At 35.4% G+C, this 17,160-nt stretch carries 17 protein-coding genes; 11 read left to right on the top strand and 6 right to left on the bottom strand.

The features are described 5' to 3' along the window. Positions 1–68: 68 nt before the first annotated feature. The 5 genes from mntR to MHB44_RS20845 all read left to right on the top strand — a co-directional run bounded on the left by mntR (position 69) and on the right by MHB44_RS20845 (position 3,606). On the top strand, positions 69–488 hold the full coding sequence (mntR, locus tag MHB44_RS20865) for a transcriptional regulator MntR (protein ID WP_053996941.1): 420 nt from the start codon (positions 69–71) through the stop codon (positions 486–488). 41 nt (positions 489–529) lie between these two features. Then, positions 530–1,387 carry a S1-like domain-containing RNA-binding protein gene (locus MHB44_RS20860; RefSeq protein WP_341300705.1) on the top strand — a complete coding sequence of 286 codons (858 nt, stop codon included), beginning with the start codon at positions 530–532 and terminating at the stop codon, positions 1,385–1,387. Positions 1,388–1,549: 162 nt separating this feature from the next. Next, the gene (locus tag MHB44_RS20855) at positions 1,550–2,464 is read left to right on the top strand and encodes a DUF1002 domain-containing protein (RefSeq protein WP_341300704.1); all 915 of its coding nucleotides are present in this window, start codon (positions 1,550–1,552) and stop codon (positions 2,462–2,464) included. A 162-nt stretch (positions 2,465–2,626) separates the two neighbouring features. After that, entirely contained in the window at positions 2,627–2,908 is a 282-nt protein-coding gene (locus MHB44_RS20850; protein ID WP_341300703.1) for a GNAT family N-acetyltransferase, read from the top strand. A 386-nt stretch (positions 2,909–3,294) separates the two neighbouring features. Next, on the top strand, positions 3,295–3,606 hold the full coding sequence (locus tag MHB44_RS20845) for a hypothetical protein (protein ID WP_341300702.1): 312 nt from the start codon (positions 3,295–3,297) through the stop codon (positions 3,604–3,606). Positions 3,607–3,752: 146 nt separating this feature from the next. Here MHB44_RS20845 and MHB44_RS20840 read toward each other — a convergent pair whose 3' ends face one another. From MHB44_RS20840 to MHB44_RS20830, 3 genes are all read right to left on the bottom strand, one after another. Beyond that, positions 3,753–4,895: an MFS transporter gene (locus tag MHB44_RS20840; RefSeq protein ID WP_341300701.1), complete on the bottom strand. Its 1,143-nt coding sequence runs from the start codon at positions 4,893–4,895 to the stop codon at positions 3,753–3,755. A gap of 574 nt (positions 4,896–5,469) precedes the next feature. Next, positions 5,470–6,993 carry a succinate CoA transferase gene (locus MHB44_RS20835; protein ID WP_341300700.1) on the bottom strand — a complete coding sequence of 508 codons (1,524 nt, stop codon included), beginning with the start codon at positions 6,991–6,993 and terminating at the stop codon, positions 5,470–5,472. Between the two features lie 359 nt (positions 6,994–7,352). Continuing rightward, a complete protein-coding gene (locus MHB44_RS20830) occupies positions 7,353–8,003 on the bottom strand; it encodes a LytTR family DNA-binding domain-containing protein (RefSeq protein ID WP_053996948.1) in 651 nt (216 codons plus the stop codon). 506 nt (positions 8,004–8,509) lie between these two features. Between MHB44_RS20830 and MHB44_RS20825 the strand changes: the two genes are divergently transcribed. The 4 genes from MHB44_RS20825 (at position 8,510) to MHB44_RS20810 (ending at position 11,488) form a co-directional block, all read left to right on the top strand. Then, positions 8,510–9,304, top strand: coding sequence for a helix-turn-helix transcriptional regulator (locus MHB44_RS20825; RefSeq protein ID WP_341300699.1), 795 nt, complete (start codon positions 8,510–8,512; stop codon positions 9,302–9,304). 178 nt (positions 9,305–9,482) lie between these two features. Continuing rightward, entirely contained in the window at positions 9,483–10,244 is a 762-nt protein-coding gene (gene yidC / locus MHB44_RS20820) for a membrane protein insertase YidC (protein ID WP_341300698.1), read from the top strand. Between the two features lie 54 nt (positions 10,245–10,298). Further along, complete coding sequence (locus MHB44_RS20815) at positions 10,299–10,550, top strand: hypothetical protein (protein WP_053996950.1); 252 nt, start codon at positions 10,299–10,301, stop codon at positions 10,548–10,550. A gap of 161 nt (positions 10,551–10,711) precedes the next feature. Continuing rightward, positions 10,712–11,488 carry a M15 family metallopeptidase gene (locus tag MHB44_RS20810; RefSeq protein ID WP_341300697.1) on the top strand — a complete coding sequence of 259 codons (777 nt, stop codon included), beginning with the start codon at positions 10,712–10,714 and terminating at the stop codon, positions 11,486–11,488. A gap of 42 nt (positions 11,489–11,530) precedes the next feature. Here the strand turns inward: MHB44_RS20810 and cls are convergent, their stop codons facing one another. Both cls and MHB44_RS20800 read right to left on the bottom strand, forming a co-directional pair. Next, positions 11,531–12,988 (bottom strand): cardiolipin synthase, encoded by a 1,458-nt coding sequence (gene cls / locus MHB44_RS20805; protein ID WP_341300696.1) that lies wholly within the window; start codon positions 12,986–12,988, stop codon positions 11,531–11,533. Positions 12,989–13,072: 84 nt separating this feature from the next. Next, positions 13,073–14,245 carry an MFS transporter gene (locus tag MHB44_RS20800; protein WP_341300695.1) on the bottom strand — a complete coding sequence of 391 codons (1,173 nt, stop codon included), beginning with the start codon at positions 14,243–14,245 and terminating at the stop codon, positions 13,073–13,075. A gap of 303 nt (positions 14,246–14,548) precedes the next feature. Between MHB44_RS20800 and MHB44_RS20795 the strand changes: the two genes are divergently transcribed. Next, positions 14,549–14,686, top strand: a complete 138-nt coding sequence (locus MHB44_RS20795; protein WP_164908744.1) for an Lmo0850 family protein — start codon at positions 14,549–14,551, stop codon at positions 14,684–14,686. Between the two features lie 60 nt (positions 14,687–14,746). Here MHB44_RS20795 and MHB44_RS20790 read toward each other — a convergent pair whose 3' ends face one another. After that, on the bottom strand, positions 14,747–15,934 hold the full coding sequence (locus MHB44_RS20790) for an FtsW/RodA/SpoVE family cell cycle protein (RefSeq protein ID WP_341300694.1): 1,188 nt from the start codon (positions 15,932–15,934) through the stop codon (positions 14,747–14,749). A 226-nt stretch (positions 15,935–16,160) separates the two neighbouring features. On the opposite strand from MHB44_RS20790, the gene MHB44_RS20785 reads away from it, so the two are divergent. Then, positions 16,161–16,913: a hypothetical protein gene (locus tag MHB44_RS20785; RefSeq protein ID WP_341300693.1), complete on the top strand. Its 753-nt coding sequence runs from the start codon at positions 16,161–16,163 to the stop codon at positions 16,911–16,913. Positions 16,914–17,160: the final 247 nt, after the last annotated feature.

Raw genomic sequence — 17,160 nt, 5'->3', positions numbered from 1 at the left:
TCAGTTAACTTTTAAGCCAAGCTTGTAGTAAACTAGAGAGTAAGAAAAGGAAAGAGAGGGGAAAGGATATGCCAACACCTAGTATGGAGGACCATATCGAACAAATCTATTTATTAATTGCCAATAAAGGCTATGCACGAGTGTCTGACATTGCTGAAGCATTATCTGTTCTTCCTTCTTCTGTTACAAAAATGGTTCAAAAATTAGATAAAGATGGTTATTTAGTTTATGAAAAATATCGTGGGCTGACTTTGACGTCTAAAGGAGAAAAGCTAGGCAAACGTCTTGTGCAGCGCCATGAATTGCTCGAGCAGTTTTTACGAATGATTGGTGTAGATGAAGAACGTATTTATGATGATGTGGAAGGAATTGAACATCATTTAAGTTGGAATTCAATCGATCGTATTGCAGATCTTGTGCAAGTAATGGAAGAGAATCCAGACATCGTGAAAAAATTAGAGGCATCTAAGACACAGCACAACCTTTGAGGATTTTTTCAATATGATGGTGTAAAGGAAAGGAAGACAATATGAGCATATTAAAATCAGGTGAAGTTGTGACATTAACAGTATTAGAGCAGCAAGCATCAAAATGGATTCTAACAAACGGAGTGGAAGAGCTCCCTTTAAATGCTTCAGAGGTAACAGAGCCACTAACAATAGGTGACCGCCTTGAAGTATTTTTATTTGTAGATCGCCGTGGCGATCTAGCCGCTACAACTGCTATTCCAGCTTTTACACAAGGTGAATATGGTTGGGCACGCGTGTTAAAAGTAATGGAGCGTGAGGGAGCCTATGTGGATATTGGTACATCTCGTGAGGTATTAGTAAAGGCAGAGGATTTACCTGCATTAAAAGAGGTGTGGCCACAACCAGGTGATCATTTATTTATGACATTACGTACGGATCGTAACGGTGATTTATTTGGCCGTTTAGCAACAGAGGAAAAAATTTCGGAGCTATATGAGGGTGCTTTTGAGGATATGCACAATAAAAATATTTTAGCACGCCCTTACCGTCTGTTGCCAATTGGCTCATTTTTACTAGGTGTAGATAATCCTTATCGTATTTTTGTTCATGAAACAGAGCGTAAGGCTGAACCAAGACTTGGACAAGATATCGTGGTACGTATTATCGATGTAAAAGAAGACGGCTCAATGAATGGTTCCCTTTTACCCCGTAAGCATGAGCGTCTTTCAGATGATGCACAGCAAATTTTGAATTATCTTCGAGATGTTGGTGGAAAAATGCCATTTGGTGATAAATCCTCACCCGAAGAAATTCAAGAAATGTTTAATATGAGTAAGGGTGCGTTTAAGCGTGCTTTAGGCACACTGATGAAGACTGGTAAGGTGAAACAACAGGATGGCTGGACTGAAGAAGTATAGCAGAAAGTCAGACTGCAATAGACTAGCGTAAGCATGGCTCACAGGAAAAAAAGACGAGAGATATTCTTGAAACCTTCTCGTCTTTTTTTCGTACTAATAATTGTATAATGTCAATATATTATCTAGGCTAATATGAGTTTTTAGCGAAAGGGGTCCCATAATTTGAAAAAGACATGGATCAAAATACTAACAGCTACAATGTTGGTATTGGGAGTGATGGCACCAGCAACAGGTTTTGCGGCTGATAATACACCTCCAAAAGCAATTGATGAAAAACTAGGTGCACCCATTGTAGTATATGGCGCAAACTTATCTGAGGCTGAAAAAGAATCAGTTAAAAAATCATTAAAAGTAAGTGAAGAACCTGAAATTGAAGAAATTGTTGTATCAGGTGAGGATTTAGTTAAATATATTAAAGATAGTAACGCAAGCTCTCGTATGTATTCCTCTGCAAAAATTACACGTAGAGATGCAGGAGAGGGTTTAGTAATAGAGATTGTTACACCAGCCAATATTACACAAGTAACCTCAGAAATGTATGCTAATGCAATGTTAACAGCAGGCATTCAGGATGCAACTGTACAGGTAGCTGCACCAAAAGCTGTGACAGGGCATTCAGCATTAGTAGGGATTTACAAGGCTTATGAAGTGACAACAGGTGAAACACTCGATATTGAGCGTACAGATGTAGCAAATGAGGAGTTATCAGTAGCAACATCTATTGCAGAATCAGCAGGGGTAGACGATGCGAAAGTCGCAGAGCTACTAACAGAAATTAAAAAGCAAATTGCTGAATTAAAGCCTGCTACTCGTGAAGATGTAGAAAAAATCGTACAGGAGCAATTAAATAAGCTTGAAATTAATTTAAGTGAAAAAGATCGTCAATTACTCGTTGATTTAATGGATAAAATCAGTAAGCTTGATATTGATTTTAGTAAATGGTCTGAGCAATTAAATGATATTAGTAACACCATTCAAGAAAAATTTGGCTCACTTATGGAAGACGATGGGTTTTGGGCAAGTGTGAAAAATTTCTTTGCTAATTTAAAAGATACTGTTTCTTCATGGTTTAAATAATAGTGATAGAAAAGAATCTGCTATATTTACTCAAAAATTAGAGTAAAATAGCGGATTCTTTTTTTTGCGCGACAGTGGCACATGTTTTTCACTTAAGCATAAACATAAATTTTGTGAAAATATAAAAAGCTATGGTACTATGGATAAAAGGAGTGGTGAGAAATGGAATTTCAATTACAGCAATTAGCGGAAAATGAATTTGCTTTTTTGAATGTGCAAGAAGGGGAAAAGCTAGCAGAAATTACTTGGCAGCAAAAAGGACAAGTAATGATCATGGATCACACATATGTATCCGATAAGCTACGAGGTCAAGGAGTAGCTAAGCAATTGCTTGATCAAGCTGCTGATTATGCACGTGAAAAAGACTATAAAATGGAGGCTGTTTGCTCTTATGTAGTGGCAGCATTTGAGAAATCAGACGCATATAATGATGTAAAACAATAAAATAAAGGCAATCTGCTTATTGGAAAAGCGGATTGCCTTTTTAATATACTGTGCAAATCATTTGAGCAACTCCTTACAGTAAAGTGACACTATAAATGAGTAATGTTAAAACACCAGCACCACCAATTAATGAAGCCATATCTACCCAATCATAAGCTAAATCAAATTTCTTCATCATCATCACACTCCTAATTTAGTATTAATGCATTTATTCCCCATCTTTTAACGCTTTAATCATAAATAGTTGAAAAATTTCGAAAAAAGAAAAGAGTTTTTAGACCATATATGTATATAGGCGAGAGGTATGAAAAAATAATGTTTAGCCTTCTAAGAATAGGGAAAACCTATATTACATAGCTAGTTTCTAAATTTTTAGGAGGTAATAAATGATGGCAAAACGTAAAGGAACAGGTGTTGTAATTGTAGGTTTAGCGAGTTTAGCAGCATCTTATTTAAGTAAAAAAGAAAATCGTGATAAAGCATTGACGATGTTTAATAGCATGAAATCCAAAGTAGAATCGTATCTTACACCTCAGCCTGATATGGATGATCGGGTTGTGGAACGAGTAGCAGCAGAGGTAGCAACAGAGGCTGGTACTTCACCAACGAAAATTGCTTCAAATGAAATGGTAGCTGAAGGTGGAGGTCATACAGGTGTCCATTTCTATAATGAAGAAATTCAGGAAAAAGAAAAATAAGAAGGCACGTATTCAAAAGCTTATTTTGAGGTATTTCCGTTATTACAAACATGAAGCAATAGCATAATAGCAATCACCATTTGCTTAAACAAAGCTTTCTTTCTGCTATTGATGGTATCCTTTTCAATACAAAAAGACCTTCTCGTTTAAGCATGAGAAGGTCTTTTGTAGGGGATAAGGAGCACACTGGCAAAAAGTAATAATACGATGCCTGTAAAGATAAAGCCACTCACAACACCCAATGATAACCAGCCTACTAATGAAGAGCCTATAACGACACCTAAAGAGAAAAATGCATAGAAATAGCCATATGCTTTTCCTCGTATTTCGGCAGTAGTAGAGTCTATTAATAGGGAATTGACAGACGGGAATAGAAAGCCGAATCCGATTCCATAGCAAGCCATTGCTATATAGAGCAGTGTGCTAGCATTTGCTTGGCTAATTAACAATTGACTTAGTCCCATTAAGCCTATACCAAAGGATAATGTTTTCAAGGGATTTACTTTATCAAAGATCCGATTAGTAGGTAACAGAAAAACGAGTACAGCGACAACGCCAAATGTGCTCATTAATGTTCCACTTAAACGAGAATCAAAGCCTAATATGTGTACTTTCAGTGGCAATAGATAGGCAATGACACCTTGAGAAAACATTAAAAAGAAGGCTCCTAAAAATGCCTTGAGTGTTCCCGCATTCTTAAAAAATACACTGATTGGAATATATGGATGAGATGTTGATTTCTCTTTTTTTATTTGTTTGGCTTTCAGCATAAAAAAGGCAAGAACGCCTAATAGCAGCATAAAGCTTGCGGTAACATTAAATACAAAAGGGACACTTGTTCGAATAGCTAAAATACCGCTAAATGCTGGGCCTGTGATCGCTGCAATACCAACAAATGCTCCAGAAACGGCACTGCCTTTGCCTCGTTTTTCTTGCACAGTAGCATTTGCTAAAAACGTAAAGGCAGCAGGGACAATAAAGCCAGCGACAAGCCCATGAATAAAACGGACGATTAGCAGGGTAATAGGTTCTTCTACTAAATTATAGAGTATTAATGAAAGTCCTGTTGTAAAAAGACCTAAAACTAGAATAATAAAGGGCCCTTTGCGATCTGTTAAAAAGCCTGAAATAATATTGCCAAATGTATTGGATAATGAATACATACCTACTGCTAAACCTGTTAGGAACGCTGATGCACCTAAGGATTCGGCATATGTACTCATAACAGGAAGCTGAGTGAAAAGGTCAAAAAATGAAAAGAAAATAATTGCATAGATAAAGTTTCGCATAGCAAGCCTCCGTTTGATAATAGTTCTCAATAATTGATTATACCATTTTTTAAATATAAAAAAGATATAATCTATAGGAAGAGATTCACCGTGTTGAAAATAAAACCGTCAATGATTTTTTCGCACTAATTGATAGGGTTCAGGGTTATTTTTTATAAGAGGAGGGAATACAAAAAATGGCTTTGTAGCGCGTAGTCTAAGGTAGTAGTTTAATCAGTGAAGAGATTTTAAATTGCTATAATAGGGTATCCGTCAGCAATAATACCACTAATAGTCTATAGTGGTGCTTAAAAGTCTTTTACAGTATAGGTTATATAATTACATATAAAGAAGCGTAATAAAGGAGCAACTAAAATTATATTTCAGTGTTTGGTATGGTATGGGGCTTGCTTGTGAATGATTTGAAAAGTATTATATCGAGGATTTTCGGTGCGATAAGGCAAGGAATATAGCCTGAGGATTTTCCCTGAGACTTTTAAATGTAAGCATGAATGAGTTGTTCTACGTAATAGAGTTCACCACTTAATACTACTGCCCCCATTACTTTACATAGTGGGGGCAGTAACGTGTGGTATTAAGCTTGTGCAGGTACACTTTGCTTCATTGTTTTATTTTTAGCAAGGTTTACATGCCAAGAGAGAGCTTCCTCTAAAATATGAGGTGTTTGCTGATCACCAGTTGCTTCAACAGCACGGTTGTAATAATCCCATAACTGTTCTTTGTAGTCTGGATGTGCACAGTTTTCAATAATTAATTTTGCACGCTCTTTTGGTGCTAAGCCACGTAAATCTGCAATTCCTTGCTCTGTTACGATAACATCTACATCATGCTCTGTATGGTCAACATGCGATACCATTGGAACAACAGAAGAAATAGCGCCGCCTTTTGCATATGATTTTGTAACAAAAATACCAAGGCGAGCATTACGTGCGAAGTCACCTGAACCACCGATACCGTTCATCATTTTTGTACCTGATACGTGCGTAGAGTTTACGTTGCCATAAATATCTAACTCAAGCGCTGTGTTGATTGAGATTAGACCTAAACGACGAATAAGCTCTGGGTGGTTAGAAATTTCTTGTGGACGTAAGCAAATTTTATCCGCATAGTTTTCTAAATTGCCATATACTTTTTTCTGTAATTCTTCAGTAAGTGTAATGGATGTTGCTGCAGCGAATTTTACTTTACCTGCATCAATTAAGTTGAATACTGCATCTTGTAATACTTCAGAAGCAACAACTAAATCTTCGAATTCTGAATCTGCAAAGCCATCTAATACAGCATTAGCAACAGAACCTACACCAGATTGTAATGGCATTAAGCTATTTGTTAAACGACCTGCTTTAATTTCATCGCGGAAGAAGTCTAATAAAATATTCGCCATTGTTTGTGTTTCTTCGTCTGGTGGTACGATTAGTGAAGGAGCATCTGGCTCTTCAGAAATAACGATTGCTTTAATTTTCGCAGGGTCTACTTTGATACCGATGTCACCAATACGTTGTTGTACATCTGTCATTGGAATTGGTTCACGAGCACCTTGCTCTGCTGGTACATAGATATCATGGATACCGATTAATGCTTCTGGATGAGAGATATTTAGTTCAATAATAATATTTTCAGCATATTCAGCAAAAATTGGTGAGTTACCTACAGAGTTTGTTGGCACGATGACGCCATCTTCTGTAATTGCCACAGCCTCAAGAATTAAATATTTAATTGGTCCAATAATACCTTGACGTACTAATTCAGCGTTATGTGAAAGATGTGCATCCACATATAAAATATCGCCAGAGTTAATTAAGTTACGAATGCCAGCGTCTCCTTGGAATGGTCCACGCTTACGAATTACACCAGCCTCAGCCAAGTATTTATCTACTTCAGGTCCTAAAGAAGCACCTGTATAAACATCAATCTTAAACTGCTCATTTTTAGCACGTTCTACTAATGCCATAGGAACTACTTTTGCATCCCCAGCACGAGTAAAACCACTCATCCCCACTACATCACCATCAGAAATAAGTGCCGCTGCTGCTTCAGCAGTAACAATTTTACCTTCAAGCTCCTTTAAACCTAGGCGTTTTTGAACATTTGCATCCATAAAAAAATCCTCCCCTAAATAATTTTGATGGAAACCGAATTATAAAGCTAGAAAAACCTTTCGGAATTTTCTGTTTCTTCAGTTGTAGAATAACTCCAACCATTTGAATAATATTATCACCAAAAGGTCACAAAAACTCTATGAATAGCATTAAATTAAGTAAAAAAAGAAAAAACGAGCATTAAAATGATTTTTCGACAGAGAAAACGTTTTATTGTAGAGCTGTATAAATTTAGAGGATTTCTACATAAATCCTATGTAAAAATTGTTAATGAAGAACCGTTAATATATAGAAAGCAGCTTTATTTTAGCAAAAAAACAGCGAACAATTCACAAAAATTGCTCGCTGTACCTAAAAATTAGAAGCCTAAAGATCGACGGAAGTAGCTTGCATAGCGTTGACTAACTGGAATACGTGTACCGTCTTTCATAATTAATAAAAACGTTGAGTGAGAATCTGGTTGAATTTCATCAATATAGTCAATGTTGACGATATAAGAGCGGTGACAACGAATAAATGAATCGGGCGCTAAAAATAACTCCAGATCACTTAGGTTTAAACGATGATAGCCTTCCCGAGTCATTGTTTTAACAAATGTTTTACGGAGTTGTGTTTCTAAATAAATGACTTGATCATGTTGAATTGGATACCAGCAATCATCAATTTTGATTGTGATATAGTTTGTTAAGAAAGCTGATGGTTTTTGTGGGAAGATAGCAGTAATAGCTCCCTTCATTTCGCCTTCCTCCATTAAAGGAATACTCATACCATAATAGGCTACACCGAAAACATCAGGCTCAATATAAGAGCTGATTTTTTGACCATAGCTTAGTGCTTTGTGAGCTGCTGAGCCTTCTTTAATAGGGTCACCGGGTTTAATTTTTAAATCAACTTTTTTGCTTGGTTGGTAATATAAATATTCGTTTGTATCAGAAATTGCAATGGAAGTATTTTCAGGGAAGAACTCTTTAATAATATCCATAATTTCTTCTATTTGCTTTGGATCCACGTTAAACACCTCGTTTAAACTTTTAAAAATAGTATTATCATCTATTTTACTACATATTCATATAAATTATATAGAGAAGATTTAGGAATGAAATAGAAAAATGTCGATAGATTGAATAAAATGATGTATTATGTTTTGTATAATTTGTAAATACATTTATTTAATAACTAATTTTTTTTAATAGGTATATGGTAAAATCTAATTGTTAGGAATAAGTTTATAAGGATTCTACGATCTATATGTGATAAATTAGAACTAGAGCAACAATTAAAATGTGGTTGAAAGGAAATCGCAGAATATGGTAATATTCACTGTATAGTCTATTTTTTAAAAATCTAGTGTTTTAGTCGGGGTATTTTTAAGCTATTTTCTATAAAAGAATTATGAAATAGGTCTCAGTTCTTATGGAAAATAAGTAAATACTATTTTCTTATTTTTAATTCGTCGAGATTGATGTCAAATATTGTTAATCAATTCGTGTACTCTGAGGAAAGATGGGGAAGATTATGCAACTACATCAACATTCTATGTCAGAAACGATATCCAAAAGATACTTCCAAGAAATCGATAATATTAACCAATATATCGGTGTCGAAGAATTTTTTAATATTGAGTCGAAATTAATTTTTGAGATTTATCATTTAGAATCTGCAAAAGCTAAGAAATCTTTACATGAATTAATTGATATTCTCTCAATACGTTTTGGCAAGCAGGTCATTAAAATTGTACGAAGTTATTTTTCTGTTTTATCATCAATTGTTGCCCGTAAATTGCTAGACAATCAAGTACCTGCAAAGAAGGCATTTGCTTTTAATATTGCTTGTAACGATATGATTGAAAATCAGATGAAAGATGCAGAATTTCTACAATTTGCGGATGATCTAATTGATTTCTTTGTCTACTTTATTGCAGACCGCAAACAGCCAACTTTCCGACATCAAACAGTCAATAAAGTAATTATGTATATAAATGACGAACTAGAAAATGATTTAACTGTGGAAAGTATTGCCAATCACTTTCATATAAGCACTAGTCACTTATCACGTATTTTTAGGGAACATGTAGGTATTACACTCGTTGAGTATCTAAATGTTCGACGTGTAGAAGAATCACAATACTACCTACGACATACAAACAAAAGCATTACTTCTATTTCTGACCAATTCCACTTCTGTAATCAAAGCTATTTTACACGTATCTTCAAAAAATACACAGGTGTTACCCCTAAGCATTTTAGAGATGAGCTTCATCATGAGTTTTATCGTTTTGAAATGACGGAGGCAGAGTTACAAAATGTATAATTCTTAAACATAAAAACGGAAAAGATGCGAATGGGTTAGCAATGCTAAGGCTCGCATCTTTTTTGCTCATAGAATATGGAAGCATTGACAAAGGAAAATAGTAGCACTTGCTATTTGATAAAATTAGAACCTATAAGGTATACTTCACAGTAGTTGATAAATAATAGTAGGTGGAAAAATGAAAAATTTAAAGTTATTTTCAATGCTTGGGCTTGTTGTTTTTGTTCTTAGCGGTTGTCAAGCTGTGGAAAACAAAGAAGGTTTTTTCTATAGTATCTTTGTAAAACCTATGGAGTTTTTGTTAGAATTTTTTGGGCATGATATTTTCTCAGGAAGCTATGGTTTAGCAATTATTGCGATCACAGTGCTAATTCGTTTAGTGCTAATGCCGATTATGTTAAAAAACTATCGCCAGCAGCAATTAATGAAAACGAAGATGGATGCGTTTAAGCCTGAAATGGAAGCCGTTCAGAAAAAAATGAAGGAAGCGAAGACGAAAGAAGAGCAAGCACAGTACCAACAAGAAATGATGGCTCTTTATCAAAAGCATGGCATTAACCCCTTGAATATGGGCTGTTTACCAATGTTAATACAAATGCCAATTATTATGGGTCTTTATTTCTCGATTTTATATTCTGCGGATGTGAAATCACATGAGTTTTTATGGTTTAGTTTAGGATCACCAGATATTACGATGACGATTATTGCAGGGATTGTTTACCTTGTTCAAGCACGTGTATCTTTGTGGACGGTACCAGAGCAACAAAAGGCTCAAATGAAAATGTTTATTTATATTTCACCAATTATGATTGTCTTTATCTCGATGTCCTCTATGGCTGCACTGCCTCTGTATTGGTCTGTCAGTGGTGCATTGCTGATTCTTCAAACATATATTGGACGTAAATATTATTCGGAGCATCCCGAAAAAGCAACATCATAAATTAGTTATTATGTCGAGGCGCCTCTATTGCCTCGATTTTTTTAGGAGGACACCATGCTAAACAGAAAATGGTTATCGTCAATTTTAGTGGCAATTTTTAGTATTATTGCACTTGTCTTTATTATAATAGGGAATTTTAATTTTGCTGTACTAGCGATGACAATTATGTTTGCGCTATCGAATGGATTTCGAGCAAAAAGCTTTGAAGAGCAGGGTTATATAAAAGAGGCAAAGTGGATGAAATATATGGCAATCTTTTTCTCGATTGCGTCTATTGTCGTATTGATTATTATTTTTACAAACTAATTTAAATATTTATGTAGGAATTTGCACCTAAAAATATGAATAGTGTTAAAATAAGAATATAGGGATCTAGTAAATAATAAAACAGGTGTGGAAGGGGTTCTTGTTATGTAGTGAGCCTATCATCCTTTTCGTACCTGATATTTTTAAAAGGGGCATAAATAGTGAAAATTAAACATCTTCCACTTATCATTGGTGCTTTTATTTCCATAGCATTAATCGTAGCTATTTTTGTAGTGTATAACTATAAAAATAATCAAGCAAATATTGCATCGAATGAGCAACCTAAAATAACAGAACCAAACGAATCAACTGAGACTCCAACATTAGATGAGCCAGAAAATACATCTGAAAATCCTGCTGAGCCAGAGCAGCAACCGGATGAAAATGGTTATTTACCAAATCAAGAGCTACCAACAGAGCCGACTTATATCAATGATATTTTATTAGCAAATAAAATTTATCCACTACCCTCTACCTTTGCACCTGGTGAAAATCCAGAAGCAAAGCAAGCACTAGATCAAATGTTAGCGGCTGCCAAGCAGCAGGGCTTTGATTTGGTTGCCTTTAGTGGTTATCGTTCATTTGAATATCAAACAACCTTATACAACAATTATGTGCAGCGTGATGGACAAGCAGCAGCAGATCGTTATAGTGCTCGACCTGGTTATTCAGAACACCAAACAGGTCTGGCGTTTGATATTGGAGAGCGTGGCAAAGAGGATCTATGGCTAACAGAGGAATTTGGAGAAACACCAGCAGGGCAATGGTTATTTGCACATGCCTCAGAGTATGGCTTTATTTTACGATTCCCACAAAATAAAGAGGATATTACAGGCTATATGTATGAATCTTGGCATTATCGTTATGTTGGTAAGGATATCGCAAAACAGATTACTATGAAAAATATTACATTAGAAGAATATTTAGGTGTGAAATAAAAGAAGGGAAGAGTAGCGTGCAGCTCTCTTCCCTTTTTTGATTTATAAAATAGGTGTTAATAAACGCGAAATAGATTCTTTAAATTTAATAAGGGATGAACGATTTTTGTACATCTCCCATGTTAATTCTGTACAATCAAAAATATCCTTTTCAAATAGCTCAGCAAGCTGATGCGAGATAGTAGCATCATAAATAAAGGCATTGACTTCAAAGTTTAAGCTAAAGCTTCGGACATCAATATTCGCTGTTCCCACAGTCGATGCTTCGTCATCAATAATAATCGTTTTGGCATGAATAAAGCCTTTTTCATAAATATACACCTTTGCGCCTGCCCGTAATAACTGCCCTACATAAGAATAAGTAGCCCAATAAACAAACATATGGTCGGGCTTATTGGGAATCATAATGCGGACATCGATACCAGATAATGTAGCAATTTTAATAGCATCTAAAAAACTTATATCTGGGATAAAATAAGGCGTTTGAATATAAATATATTTTTGTGCCATATTAATAAGCTTTAAGTAACCGATTTTAATTTGTTCCCAGTCAGAATCTGGTCCACTGGATACAATTTGTAAACCTACATTCCCTTTTTTCGGAATAGCAGGGAAGTAGCGATCTGAGTAACCCATTTTCTGATGTGCGCTTGCTTGATTCCAGTCTAGTAAAAAGCGGGTTTGTAGCGGATGAACTGCACTACCTTCGATACGCAAATGTGTATCTCTCCAGTAACCAAATTTCTTTTGTAAGCCTAGGTATTCATCACCAACATTAAAGCCACCAATATAGCCGATTCTACCATCAATGACAACAATTTTTCGGTGATTTCTAAAATTAAGGCGGGGATTAAGAAGAGGGAAAATAGATGGGAAAAATACTTCTACTTCACCACCAACATTTAGTAATTCTTTAAAATGGCGCTTTTTCACATTGCGTGAACCCATTTCATCATACAGAAGACGTACCTTCACACCTTGTTTTGCCTTTTTAATAAGTGCATTGACAATACGTGTACCTAAGTCATCGAGACGAAAAATATAATACTGAATATGGATATGATCTTTCGACGCTTCGATATCTCTTAGAAGCTGTTCGAATTTATTTGCTCCATCATCAAAAATATCGAGATGATTGTCCTGTGTTAATACAGCGTTATTTGTTTTCAGATGCATATAAATCATTTCCCGATAATTCTCAGCATTAGCAATGCGGAATTCAAAGGATTCTTCTCGAATCGCTTCTGTTTGATAGCTAATAAGGTTATCAATCCCGATATCCTTACGCCCTTCCCAACGAAATAAGTGCTTTTTTCGTAGTTGTCTCCCCAGTAATAAATACAAAACAAATCCAGCGAGTGGTAAGAAAAATAGTACGAGAATCCATGCCCATGTAGAGGTAGCATCTTTACGTTCTAAAAAAATGATGGTCAGGGCTGCTAAAATATTAAAAAGCGAAATTAACGGTACTAAATATTGTACATCTGTAAAAATGCTCATTCCTACACCTGCCTTTACTGTATTTCACAACATATAAGTATAGCCTACTTTAAATCAGGAAAGAAGCTATTCGATATTTCTTCTTCATTCTTGTGCTTCTTCAAAGCGCAAAGATTTTCGGGAAGCTTTATACAGATAAATAAGACTTATTGAAAAAATAGCTATAGCTGCTGATGTATAGTAGCCAAGGTTTGTTTGTACTGTAAATAACCAAGTGAAAAATAATGGACCAAGAATACGCCCTAGGTTATCCATCGAATAAGATAACCCTGCAGCTGTACCATATTGTCCACCTGATTCTTTTGAAGACAGTGATACAACACAAGTTCGAGCAAGTGCATTTCCAGCTGTAAAGACACATAGGGCTAGTCCAGCCATCAATAGGCTTGTTGTCAGTGTAAACAACAGCATTCCAATAGCTGTAATAATTTGTGCACCAATTAGCCAAGCTGTCTCGCTGCCATTTTTTATCTGTCGAACGACGCCTCCTTGAATGGCTGCATCCACAAAGCCACTAAACATAAACAAATAGCCAATTTGTAATGGTGTAATTTGAATTCTCTCGATTTGAAATAGTTGAAATGTCGCCTCAACACCAGCAAGCATAAAGGTTACTAAAAAGGAAAATATAAATAAATAACGTACACGGTATTGCAGCATTTTTCTAGCACCAGGTGGCACAATAGCACGTTTATTTGAATCTTTTCGTTTATCAGGTTCTTTTAGGACGAGGCTTGCATAAATAAATAAGAGTGCAATTAATGAGGCAGAAGCAATAAAGGGTAATTGCAGACTATAGTGACCAAGTATTCCTCCGATTGCAGGTCCAAAAATAAAGCCAAGACCAATGGACATGCCCATAAAGCCCATATATTTATTGCGATTTTCCTCATTAGATATATCTGCAATAAAGCCTGTTACAGCTGTATAGAGTGCTCCTGAAAATAAACCACCTATAATACGTGAAACATACAAAATAGCTAAATTATCTATAAATAATGAAAAAATAACAAAGCTAAGACTAAAACCAATTAGTCCTGTTAAAATCAGCTGTTTACGTCCTATTTTATCAGACAGCATGCCCCAAAATGGAGCGGTGAAAAAGCTTGCAAGTGAATATACTGTCAATAAACCACCAACATGGAGATCAGCCCAATGTTGCTGGACAATCACCTCTGGTAAGACAGGAATAATAATGCCAAACCCTAAATAAACGAGGAATTGAACAGACATTAATAATAATATTGCCTTCTTCATACAGTCCCCTGCTTTCATACAATAATTCAATATGTCTATTCTACCCTTCTTACTCTCCTTATTACAAGGAATGGAAGAGATAAATAGAATAGCTAAATTTGTTGAGGATGCATAAATGAGCATCATTTAGGGTAGTATACATTTGTGGGTAGTGATGAAACATTTACATTGTAACAAAAATGAAAAATTTTAAAGGCGAGTTAAATGGTATGATAAATTTGTCAGACATCATACTCTAAAAAAATGAAACTTTTTTGTAAATGATACGTTATATAAAATCGAGGAAAGATTGAGGTGGAATGTATGAGGAAAGAAGTAGATTTGAAAAAGATTGTTTCGAATTTATCTAAGTTGGGTGTAACAGCCACTGTAACAAAGTCTCGACTAGAACTTTTAAAAGTGCTGACACCACCAACACAGACTCCGCAAGTTCAAGCTTAACTCGTTTACAATAGAAAAGGGAAGTCTCTTACTAGTAAAGAGATTTCCCTTTTTCTATAATTATTCATCTTCATCATAGGTTGTAAACATATACGTACGATAGTGGAATCGCATACTAAAGACAAGACCGATAGCTAAGGCGTTGCCCATCAAGGAGCTTCCCCCATAGCTAATAAATGGTAACGGAATACCTGTAATCGGTAGTAACTGAATAGTCATTCCTATATTTTCGAAGACATGGAAGGTGATCATCGCGATAATGCCGGCACATACATATGTTGAGAAGGGGTCTTTTAATAAAAGTGTTGTTTTTGTTAAATGATAAATCAATAAAAAGAACATACAAATAACAATACTTGCACCAATAAAGCCCCATTCCTCGCCAATAACTGTAAAAATAAAATCAGTATGGTTTTCGGCAACATATACTTCACGGTTTCTAAAGCCCTTACCAAAAATTTCACCTGAGCCAATGGCATTTAACGATGTTATTAAATGATAGCCATCGCTAGAGGAATAGGAATATGGGTCTAGCCAAGAATAAATTCGGGCAAATTGATATGTTTTAAAACCTAATGTTGTTTCTAGGAAATCTTGCATATACAGTGCCATCCAAAGGAGTGCACCGCTTGCTACAACACCGCCGAAAAAGACTGGTAAAATGATTTTCCAAGAGATGCCTGCTACAATGATAAGTGCCGCAGTAATAGCAAAGAATACTAGTGCCGAACCAAGGTCAGGCTGCTGCAAAATAATCGCCAATGGTACGATTAATGTTACAGAGATTTTCCCTAATAGTAGGAAGTCGGTTTTGATTGAACGCAATGAATGGACCTCATGATGCTTACTAATAAGTCGGGCGAGTGCTAAGATATAAAAAGTTTTCATAAACTCAGAGGGCTGAATATTCCCAATTGGTGTATGGTACCAGCTTTTTGCACCATTTACAGGTTGACCAATCTGATTTGGTCCTTCAGGCATAAAAATAAGCAATACTAATAAAGCAATTCCTGCACCATACATATACCATGACATTTTTTTATATTGCTCGGGCTCAAAAAACATGACGATGCTAATAATAATGATACCAATCACATACCATTGTATTTGCTTAGGCACATAGTTGATACCATATTGACCAGATGTTTGGGCAGAGGCAATAGCTAACAAACTAATGACTAGAAAAGTGAAAAGAATAAAAGCAAGTGTCCAGTCAAAACGATTTGCGAAATTTCGTTTATTTTCCATAAAAGCCACCTAAATTAAAATAGTATCTCAATATAAGCAAATGTAATATATTACATTTACTTATGTTTATTGAGTAATCTAAAACTTCATATGCAAGTGCATGTGTAACGTTCCTATTATAACGCAAAAACCATTTTTATGCCTGCGTATATAGTTGTGACGACAAATCACATAAAATGTTTCAAAAATCTGTGTTTAGACTTATAATGTAGTGAAGAATGGGGTGATGGCTGTGGCTAAAAAATTAAAGTCAGCTGATGATTTTATGTATCATATTTATGTGCATATGAATGAGGTCGATAAATTTGTTATTTTTAGCGGATTAAAATTCTCGCAATTTGCAGCTGCACTTGAACCACTGCATCACTTACTATTGTTAAAGCATTCCTATGACGATGGTTCTTTTAATATGCATACACAGTTTGAATATGTATTGGACGAAGAGGTTCCCCACTTTATTAAAAAATCAGCAGAGTCTAAGCAATTATGTTGGATTGATTTTATGGATGAAAAAAGATTAGATCATTTAACACCAATGGAGCAAGGGGAGTTGCTTTACATAAGTCATAAAAAGGAACCCATTACATCTCCCTTTTTCAATAAATTACAAAATAGATTTGTCTACTATTCTTCGGAAGCGGAGAAAATAACTAAAATTTATTTTCGGCATTTAAGTGATTCAGATGTATTGGTCGCAAATGTTTTTAATAGTTTAATTCGTGAAAAGGAGCGCAGCACGGGCTTTTGGCGTCGAAAGGTTAAATCAAGCATTCCTGCTATTTCACCTGATTTTTTACGTTCCTATCGCTCCTTTGCGAAGGATGGTGCATTATTATCGTTGTATCGTATTGAAAAGCCAAAGGCAGCTTATGGAATAGAGGTGCGTAATTTGTCGGAATATTCTTTTCTTGATGAAATTTGGGATGATTTAAATACCATTTTAAAAACAAAGCACGATGAATTGATTTATATTATCTAATCTAATCAATTATGCTCTGGCTAACTCTCGTTCGGATTTTTTCGAGGTCACTTGAAAAGCTTGTCGACAAAATCCGTGATATTTGCCAGGGCTTTTATCTTGATATACGTAGCCATCTGAATAGAGTGAAAACGTGCATTCATCTCACCATCTATAGAGGTCGAATCAAGGTAAAGCACATACAAAAATCTCACCGTTAAAAAAATTACGGTGAGATTTTTATGTCATTTGTCAAGACGTTTCATGA

The sequence above is a fragment of the Lysinibacillus sp. FSL H8-0500 genome (assembly GCF_038051955.1).
Lineage (GTDB): Bacteria > Bacillota > Bacilli > Bacillales_A > Planococcaceae > Lysinibacillus > Lysinibacillus macroides.
Note: the sequence above shows the minus strand (reverse complement) of the source record. Positions and strands in the feature narration are given on the sequence as shown.

Bases quoted from the DNA above. Each gene is read 5' to 3' on its own strand.
- MHB44_RS20785 (WP_341300693.1), top strand. From the start codon at position 16,161: ATGGCTGTGGCTAAAAAATTAAAGTCAGCTGATGATTTTATGTATCAT.
- cls (WP_341300696.1), bottom strand. From the start codon at position 12,988: ATGAGCATTTTTACAGATGTACAATATTTAGTACCGTTAATTTCGCTT.
- MHB44_RS20835 (WP_341300700.1), bottom strand. From the start codon at position 6,993: ATGGATGCAAATGTTCAAAAACGCCTAGGTTTAAAGGAGCTTGAAGGT.
- MHB44_RS20815 (WP_053996950.1), top strand. From the start codon at position 10,299: ATGCTAAACAGAAAATGGTTATCGTCAATTTTAGTGGCAATTTTTAGT.
- MHB44_RS20790 (WP_341300694.1), bottom strand. From the start codon at position 15,934: ATGGAAAATAAACGAAATTTCGCAAATCGTTTTGACTGGACACTTGCT.
- MHB44_RS20825 (WP_341300699.1), top strand. From the start codon at position 8,510: ATGCAACTACATCAACATTCTATGTCAGAAACGATATCCAAAAGATAC.
- MHB44_RS20795 (WP_164908744.1), top strand. From the start codon at position 14,549: ATGAGGAAAGAAGTAGATTTGAAAAAGATTGTTTCGAATTTATCTAAG.
- MHB44_RS20845 (WP_341300702.1), top strand. From the start codon at position 3,295: ATGATGGCAAAACGTAAAGGAACAGGTGTTGTAATTGTAGGTTTAGCG.
- MHB44_RS20860 (WP_341300705.1), top strand. From the start codon at position 530: ATGAGCATATTAAAATCAGGTGAAGTTGTGACATTAACAGTATTAGAG.
- MHB44_RS20800 (WP_341300695.1), bottom strand. From the start codon at position 14,245: ATGAAGAAGGCAATATTATTATTAATGTCTGTTCAATTCCTCGTTTAT.
- MHB44_RS20850 (WP_341300703.1), top strand. From the start codon at position 2,627: ATGGAATTTCAATTACAGCAATTAGCGGAAAATGAATTTGCTTTTTTG.
- mntR (WP_053996941.1), top strand. From the start codon at position 69: ATGCCAACACCTAGTATGGAGGACCATATCGAACAAATCTATTTATTA.
- MHB44_RS20840 (WP_341300701.1), bottom strand. From the start codon at position 4,895: ATGCGAAACTTTATCTATGCAATTATTTTCTTTTCATTTTTTGACCTT.
- yidC (WP_341300698.1), top strand. From the start codon at position 9,483: ATGAAAAATTTAAAGTTATTTTCAATGCTTGGGCTTGTTGTTTTTGTT.